This is a genomic window from Cnuella takakiae, from assembly GCF_001953305.1.
Taxonomy (GTDB): Bacteria; Bacteroidota; Bacteroidia; order Chitinophagales; family Chitinophagaceae; genus Flavisolibacter; species Flavisolibacter takakiae.
The window spans coordinates 2168794-2175053 of the sequence record NZ_MTFE01000010.1; the positions used below are offsets into that span (position 1 = coordinate 2168794).

At 52.2% G+C, this 6260-nt stretch carries 4 protein-coding genes; all 4 read left to right on the forward strand.

The window, feature by feature from the left end; genetic code table 11:
* Positions 1-16: 16 nt before the first annotated feature.
* Positions 17-1831: a RagB/SusD family nutrient uptake outer membrane protein gene (locus BUE76_RS09545; protein WP_216820647.1), complete on the forward strand. Its 1815-nt coding sequence runs from the start codon at positions 17-19 to the stop codon at positions 1829-1831.
* Positions 1832-1909: 78 nt separating this feature from the next.
* Positions 1910-3319 carry a pectate lyase family protein gene (locus BUE76_RS09550; RefSeq protein ID WP_073042300.1) on the forward strand — a complete coding sequence of 470 codons (1410 nt, stop codon included), beginning with the start codon at positions 1910-1912 and terminating at the stop codon, positions 3317-3319.
* Between the two features lie 114 nt (positions 3320-3433).
* Positions 3434-4822, forward strand: a complete 1389-nt coding sequence (locus tag BUE76_RS09555) for a Gfo/Idh/MocA family protein (protein WP_073042298.1) — start codon at positions 3434-3436, stop codon at positions 4820-4822.
* 475 nt (positions 4823-5297) lie between these two features.
* A complete protein-coding gene (locus BUE76_RS09565) occupies positions 5298-6050 on the forward strand; it encodes a rhamnogalacturonan acetylesterase (protein WP_073042294.1) in 753 nt (250 codons plus the stop codon).
* Positions 6051-6260: the final 210 nt, after the last annotated feature.

Here is a 6260-nt window from a genome sequence, read left to right on the forward strand (position 1 = left end):
TTAAATGACCGCCAGCATGAAAAATAAATTGATCACCGCCTCCCTTGCCGTAGCCCTGGGCGCAAGCCTGCTCACCGGCTGCCGCAAGTGGACCGAGGTGGAACCCATTTCCCAATACAGTGTTGAACAAACTTTTTCGGATGTATCCAATGCCTATTCTGCACTGGTAGGTGTATACGATGAGCTGCAGGGCGACAACGGCTACGGCATCCGCATCAGCATGTATTACCCTTACGATTCCGACGAGGGCATGGTAAGCGGTAACATTGACAACGGCCGCCGCGGTATTGGCCGCTACCAGTTGTTGCTCACCAATGCCGAACTGCGCAACCCGTTCAACCAGTTGTATCGCGGTATCGAAAAGGCTAATCTCTGTATCGAGCAGATCCCGCAGATGAAGCAGTACACTTCCGGCACCGATGCCGACAAGAAGGAACTGCGCCGCCTATATGCCGAAGCGCTTACCCTGCGTGCCCAGTTTTATTTTGAACTGATCCGCAACTGGGGTGATGTGCCCGCACCGATGCAGCCTGCCTACAAGCAAACCGATTTGTTTGCCCCGCAGGTAAACCGCGATACCACCTACAACCGCATCATCGCCGACCTGGCCACAGCCAAAACCCTCTTGCCCTGGCGTACCGAAACCGTGCGCAACGAGCGCATCACCAAGGGTGCTGCCATGGCCCTGCGTGCCCGCATCGCCCTGTTCCGCGGTGGTTTCTCACTGCGTGCAAATGGACAGATGGAGCGCTCCGCCGACTACCTCGATTACTACAAAATTGCCCGCGACGAATGCGCCGAGCTGATGGCCAAGCGCACCGAGCATACTTTGAATCCCAACTACGAGAGTATCTGGCGCAACCTCACTTCTTTTGTGTATGATCCATCTGGCGAGATCCTGTTTGAAATAGGCGCAGGTGGTGGCAACGGCAACAGCGACAGCCGCATGGGCAACTACGACGGTCCCAACATGAACGCTGCTTCGCGTTATGGTGCCGGTGGTGGCGGCATTGTGATGCTCCCCAGCTATTTCTATGCTTTTGACTCGGTAGATACCCGTCGCGATGTAACCGTAACGCACTACCAGGTGACTTCGGCTACCAATATCAAATCGCAGCGCCGCCTGGGTGAACTCAATACCGGCAAGTACCGCCGCGACTGGCGTGTACCCCTGCTGCCCGGCACCGTGCTCAACGTGGGTTACAACTGGAGCGTGATCCGTTTCTCCGATGTGCTGCTGATGTATGCCGAGGCGGTGAATGAGATCAACAACGGTCCCAACGCTGCCGCCATTGCCGCCTTTGAAGAAGTACGCCTCCGTGCCTTCCGGGGAAATACCAGCATGATTGGTGTAACGCCTACTACCAAGGCTGGTTTCTTTGATGCTATTGTAAACGAACGCTGGTTGGAGTTTGGCCACGAGGGTATCCGCAAATTTGACCTGCTGCGCTGGAACCTGCTCAACACCAAGCTGAACGAAGCCCGCAACGCGGTACGTGACTTGGGACTGCGCACCGGCCGCTATGCCAACGTGCCCCAATATATTTATTGGAAAAACAACGGAGAGGAGATCCAGTACTTCGCTGGTAACAATACCGCTACCACTGCACAGCCTTTCTGGAGGGCTACGCAAGTGCCCAACCCAGCTACCGGCTGGACCCGCACCGACTGGGCACAACACCTCACTTTAACCACCGCCATCGACGGCCGTCCGCTGTCGCAAGCAATAGGCTACTTCTTTGTGCCAGGTAAAAGCGAGCTGTTCCCCTTCGACCAGTCCACCATGGTATCCTACCAGGGTAAACTGAAACAAAATCCCGGTTACCAATAACCGAAATTTAATATGGTCCCAAAGGCCGCCCAACTTGTTGCGGCGGCCTTTTAATTTTTATAAAAAAAGCCTTGCCCCATGCGTTTCACGAGCTTAGTTTTTTGTTGTGCATTTTTAGCGGCAGCCTGCAAGGCCCAACAGGTACCTTCCGCCAATACAGGCAGGCCCATTGCTTTCCCCGGTGCCGAAGGTTTTGGCAAATACACCACCGGTGGCCGTGGAGGTAAAGTGCTGATCGTTTCCAACCTGGATGATAGCGGCGAAGGCAGCTTCCGCGCTGCTGCTGAAGCCAGTGGCAAGCGTACCATCCTCTTTGCAGTATCGGGTACCATCCATCTTCAGAGCAAACTCACCATTAAGGGCGATGCTACCATTGCCGGCCAAACCGCTCCCGGCGATGGCATCTGCCTCGCCGATCAGCCCGTGTCGCTGGCAGGAGATAATATCATCCTGCGGTATATGCGTTTTCGCATGGGTGATAAGTTTCAAAGCCAAAAAGGTATGGTAGACGGCAGTGGCGGCGATGACGCATTTGGCGCCAGCCGCAGAAACCATATCATCATCGACCATTGCAGCATGAGCTGGAGTACCGATGAAGTGTTTAGCATTTATGGTGGCGATAGCACCACCGTGCAGTGGAATATCATTGCCGAACCCCTCAACTATTCCTATCATTTTGAAACCGGCGATAAAGATTTTGAACACCATGGTTATGGCGGTATCTGGGGTGGCAAACACCTCTCGGCACACCACAACCTGTTTGCACATTGCGTGAGCCGCAATCCCCGCTTCAATGGAGCCCGCCTTGGTGCCAGCGAGGAGCTGGTGGATTATAGAAATAACGTGATCTACAACTGGGGCGGCAACAACGTATATGGCGGTGAAGGTGGCCAGTACAACGTAGTGGGCAATTACTACAAATACGGTCCTGCAACCAACCCCAAGGTGCGTGCACGGGTAGTGAACCCAACTAAAAACGACAAGCAGCCTTTTGGTAAATTTTATGTTGCCGGCAACTATATTGATGGTGCCCCTGATGTAACCAACGACAATCTTTTAGGTGTAGCTGTAGAAGGCAGTGCAGAAGACAAACGCAACGCTTTGGCAGCACAGCCCTTTGCCGTAGCAGCCCTGCCGGTGCAAACAGCACAACAGGCCTACGAGCAGGTATTGAAATGGGCCGGTGCCAGCTACCGGCGCGATACTTTGGATGCCCGCATCATGGACGACCTGCGCCAACGCAAAGGCCGCATCATTGATGTACAAGGCGGTTATCCGCATGGCACTCCCTATGAGCAAACAACAAACGCATGGCCCACACTGAAAGCCACATCTGCACCCGCCGACACCGACCGCGACGGCATGCCCGACGGTTGGGAGCGTAGCAAGGGCCTGAACCCCTCCGATGCTAGTGATGCCAACGGCTACACGCTGGATAAGCAGTACACCAACATCGAAGTTTACATCAACAGTTTGTTGGACGCGTGAGGCGTGTTCGCAAGTTCCCATACTAACCTGTTCGCATTGCCCTGTAAATAGGAATTTGCCAGCGCTTGTTAACCCAACTAAAAACCAAAAACCAAAAACTTTAATTATTGCCAAATGGAAAGAAGAACATTTCTCCGCAACACAGCGCTGGCCACTGCCGGCACAATGGCAAGCGGCATGATACCCGCCTTTGCCGCTGCACCCAAAAAGAAGCTTGCCCTAGTGGGCACCGGCCATCGTGGTACGGGTTTCTGGGGCAAACCCGTAGTGAACAACTTCAAGGACATTACCACCTTTGTCGGTCTCTGCGACGTCAACCCCGGACGACTCGCTTATGCCAAAGCCAAGATGGGTGTTGACTGTCCCACCTTTTCTGATTTTGAAGAAATGATGCGTGTAACCAAACCCGACGTGGTGATCGTAACCACGGTAGATGCTACCCACGATCACTTCATTGTACGGGCCATGGAACTGGGCGCCGATGTAATTACGGAGAAACCCATGACCACCGACGATATCAAGTGCCGCCACATACTGGAAACAGAGAAAAAGACCGGCCGCAAAGTGATCGTGGGCTTCAACTACCGCCACGGTCCGCACATGATCAAGATCAAGGAACTGCTGGCTGCCAACCGCGTGGGCAAGATCACCTCTGTTGATTTCAACTGGATGCTCAACGTGTACCACGGCGCCGATTATTTCCGCCGCTGGCATGGCATTGTGGCCAAGAGCGGATCACTTTGGGTACACAAGGCAAGCCACCACTTCGACCTGCTCAACTGGTGGCTCGACAGCGACCCCGTGGAAGTAACCGCACAGGGAGCGCTTGAGTTGTATGGCAAAAACAATGCGTTCCGCGGTACCAAGTGCCGGGGTTGCGAGCACAAACCCAAGTGTAAGTTTTACAAGGACATCACCACCGACGACTGGCTCAATAACCTCTATGTAAAGAACGAGCAGCATGATGGCTACCTGCGTGATGGTTGTGTGTTCCGCAACGAGATCGATATATGGGACAAGATGACCGCGCAAATCAAGTACGCCAATGGTGTGATGGTGAACTACAGCCTAACTACCTACTCGCCTTATGAAGGCTGGCGTATTGCGTTCAACGGCAAAGACGGCAGGCTGGAGTCGTGGGAAGATATTCCTTACCTCGAAGGACAGGTGAACCAGGAAGCCCGCCATGCTGCCGAAATGGAGCAGAATAAGGACGTGGTAAAAGGCAAATACCGCGAGATCATGGTGATGGACAATTTTGCCAAAGAACACCAGATGATCCAGATACCGCAATATGCCGGTGGCCACGGTGGCGGCGATCAAAGGATGCAGGAACGCATCTTCCGCAATCCTACCGACAACCCGCACCGCATTTTGGCAGGTACCCGCGATGGCGCCATGTCGCTGCTGATTGGTGTGGCTGCCCGAAAGAGCATTGCGGAAAAACGCACGGTTCAAATTGGTGAACTTACCGATTTGGTGCCTTCGGCAAACAGGGTATAGGCAGGTTGCAAGTTCCAGGTTGCAGGTATCTTGACGTGGGGCACAGATGATTTGAATTAATAAATAGCACTACCCTGGGATAGAGATTGTTGGTACTTGGGTTTTGGTTGTTGGTAGAACAAAATAACCTGTAAGCTACATTGCCGCTTTATTCTCCGTGCTGTAGTCCGCTATCAAGGATGATGGCAGTTCAATGGGTAAGTGCCTGTTATCAAACTATCTCGAACTAGGAACTTAAAAGAAGTAAAGTACAACTTACAATAAGGTAGTTCAGTTTGTGCAATTGGCGATTGTCATGCTGAACTTGTTTCAGCATCCCCTCTGATATTAGCATGCCCAGAAGCAGAAGGAGATGCCGAAACAAGTTCGGCATGACCCACTCTTTGGTTAATGAATCACTTATTTGGAAATGAATCAATAGGGTGTGTTGTTGCATGGCAACACACCCTATTCCCAATGGCTTAAGTTTATTCAAATGAAAAAATATGTACTGGGTGTAGCAGTAGTATTGTTGGCATCCGCCTTTATGTTGCCGCCCAAAAAGAAAATCAAAATCTTTCTCGCTGGCGATTCTACTATCAGCATTAAAGAAACAAAAGCCCATCCCGAGACAGGCTGGGGGATGCCCTTTGTTTATTTCTGGGACAGCACCGTAACGGTGGTAAACAAAGCCAGGAACGGCCGCAGCACTAAGACTTTTGTTACCGAAGGCATCTGGCAATCTATCCTTTCCGAAATGCAGGAAGGTGATTATGTATTCATCCAGTTTGGCCACAACGATGAAGTAAAGGAAAAGGTAAACAGCTATACCACGCCGGAGCAATACAGCGCCAACCTCACCCGCTTTATCCAGGAAGTGCGCGACCGCAAAGGCAAGCCCGTACTGCTCACTGCCGTAAGCCGCCGCAAGTTTGAAGGTGGCAAACAGGTAGAAACCCACCATGATTATAGTATTCTCGTACGCAACGTGGCAAAGGCTACTGCTGTTTCTTTTATCGACCTCGATGTGGCCAGCCAGCAGTTGTACCAGCAGGTAGGCGAGGAGCCTTCCAGGATGCTGTTTCTCCAACTCCAACCCGGTGAGCACCCCAACTATCCCGATGGCAAAGTGGACAACACGCATTTCAGCGAACTGGGTGCAAGGCTGGTGGCGCAGATAGTATTGAAAGAAATTCGCACCACCTTGCCTGAGTTGCAGGAAAGGATTGTGGTGCCGGTTAAGAAATGATGAGGGATTTGATTTTAGTTATAGCTACAAACAATCAGCTGCAAGCTTTTAGATGGGCGTTTGCAAAAAAAATATTGCCATTTGCAAATTGAAGCGGTTTGCAGTAAGTGGCCATACAAATTTTGCGTTTCAATGGAACAGGTGCCCGTACGAGGCGAGCCCATAGGGCTCGAATCTGAATAGCCGCCGGTGCAACCGGCGGTAACCAGG

Bases quoted from the DNA above. Each gene is read 5' to 3' on its own strand.
- BUE76_RS09555 (WP_073042298.1), top strand. From the start codon at position 3,434: ATGGAAAGAAGAACATTTCTCCGCAACACAGCGCTGGCCACTGCCGGC.
- BUE76_RS09550 (WP_073042300.1), top strand. From the start codon at position 1,910: ATGCGTTTCACGAGCTTAGTTTTTTGTTGTGCATTTTTAGCGGCAGCC.
- BUE76_RS09545 (WP_216820647.1), top strand. From the start codon at position 17: ATGAAAAATAAATTGATCACCGCCTCCCTTGCCGTAGCCCTGGGCGCA.
- BUE76_RS09565 (WP_073042294.1), top strand. From the start codon at position 5,298: ATGAAAAAATATGTACTGGGTGTAGCAGTAGTATTGTTGGCATCCGCC.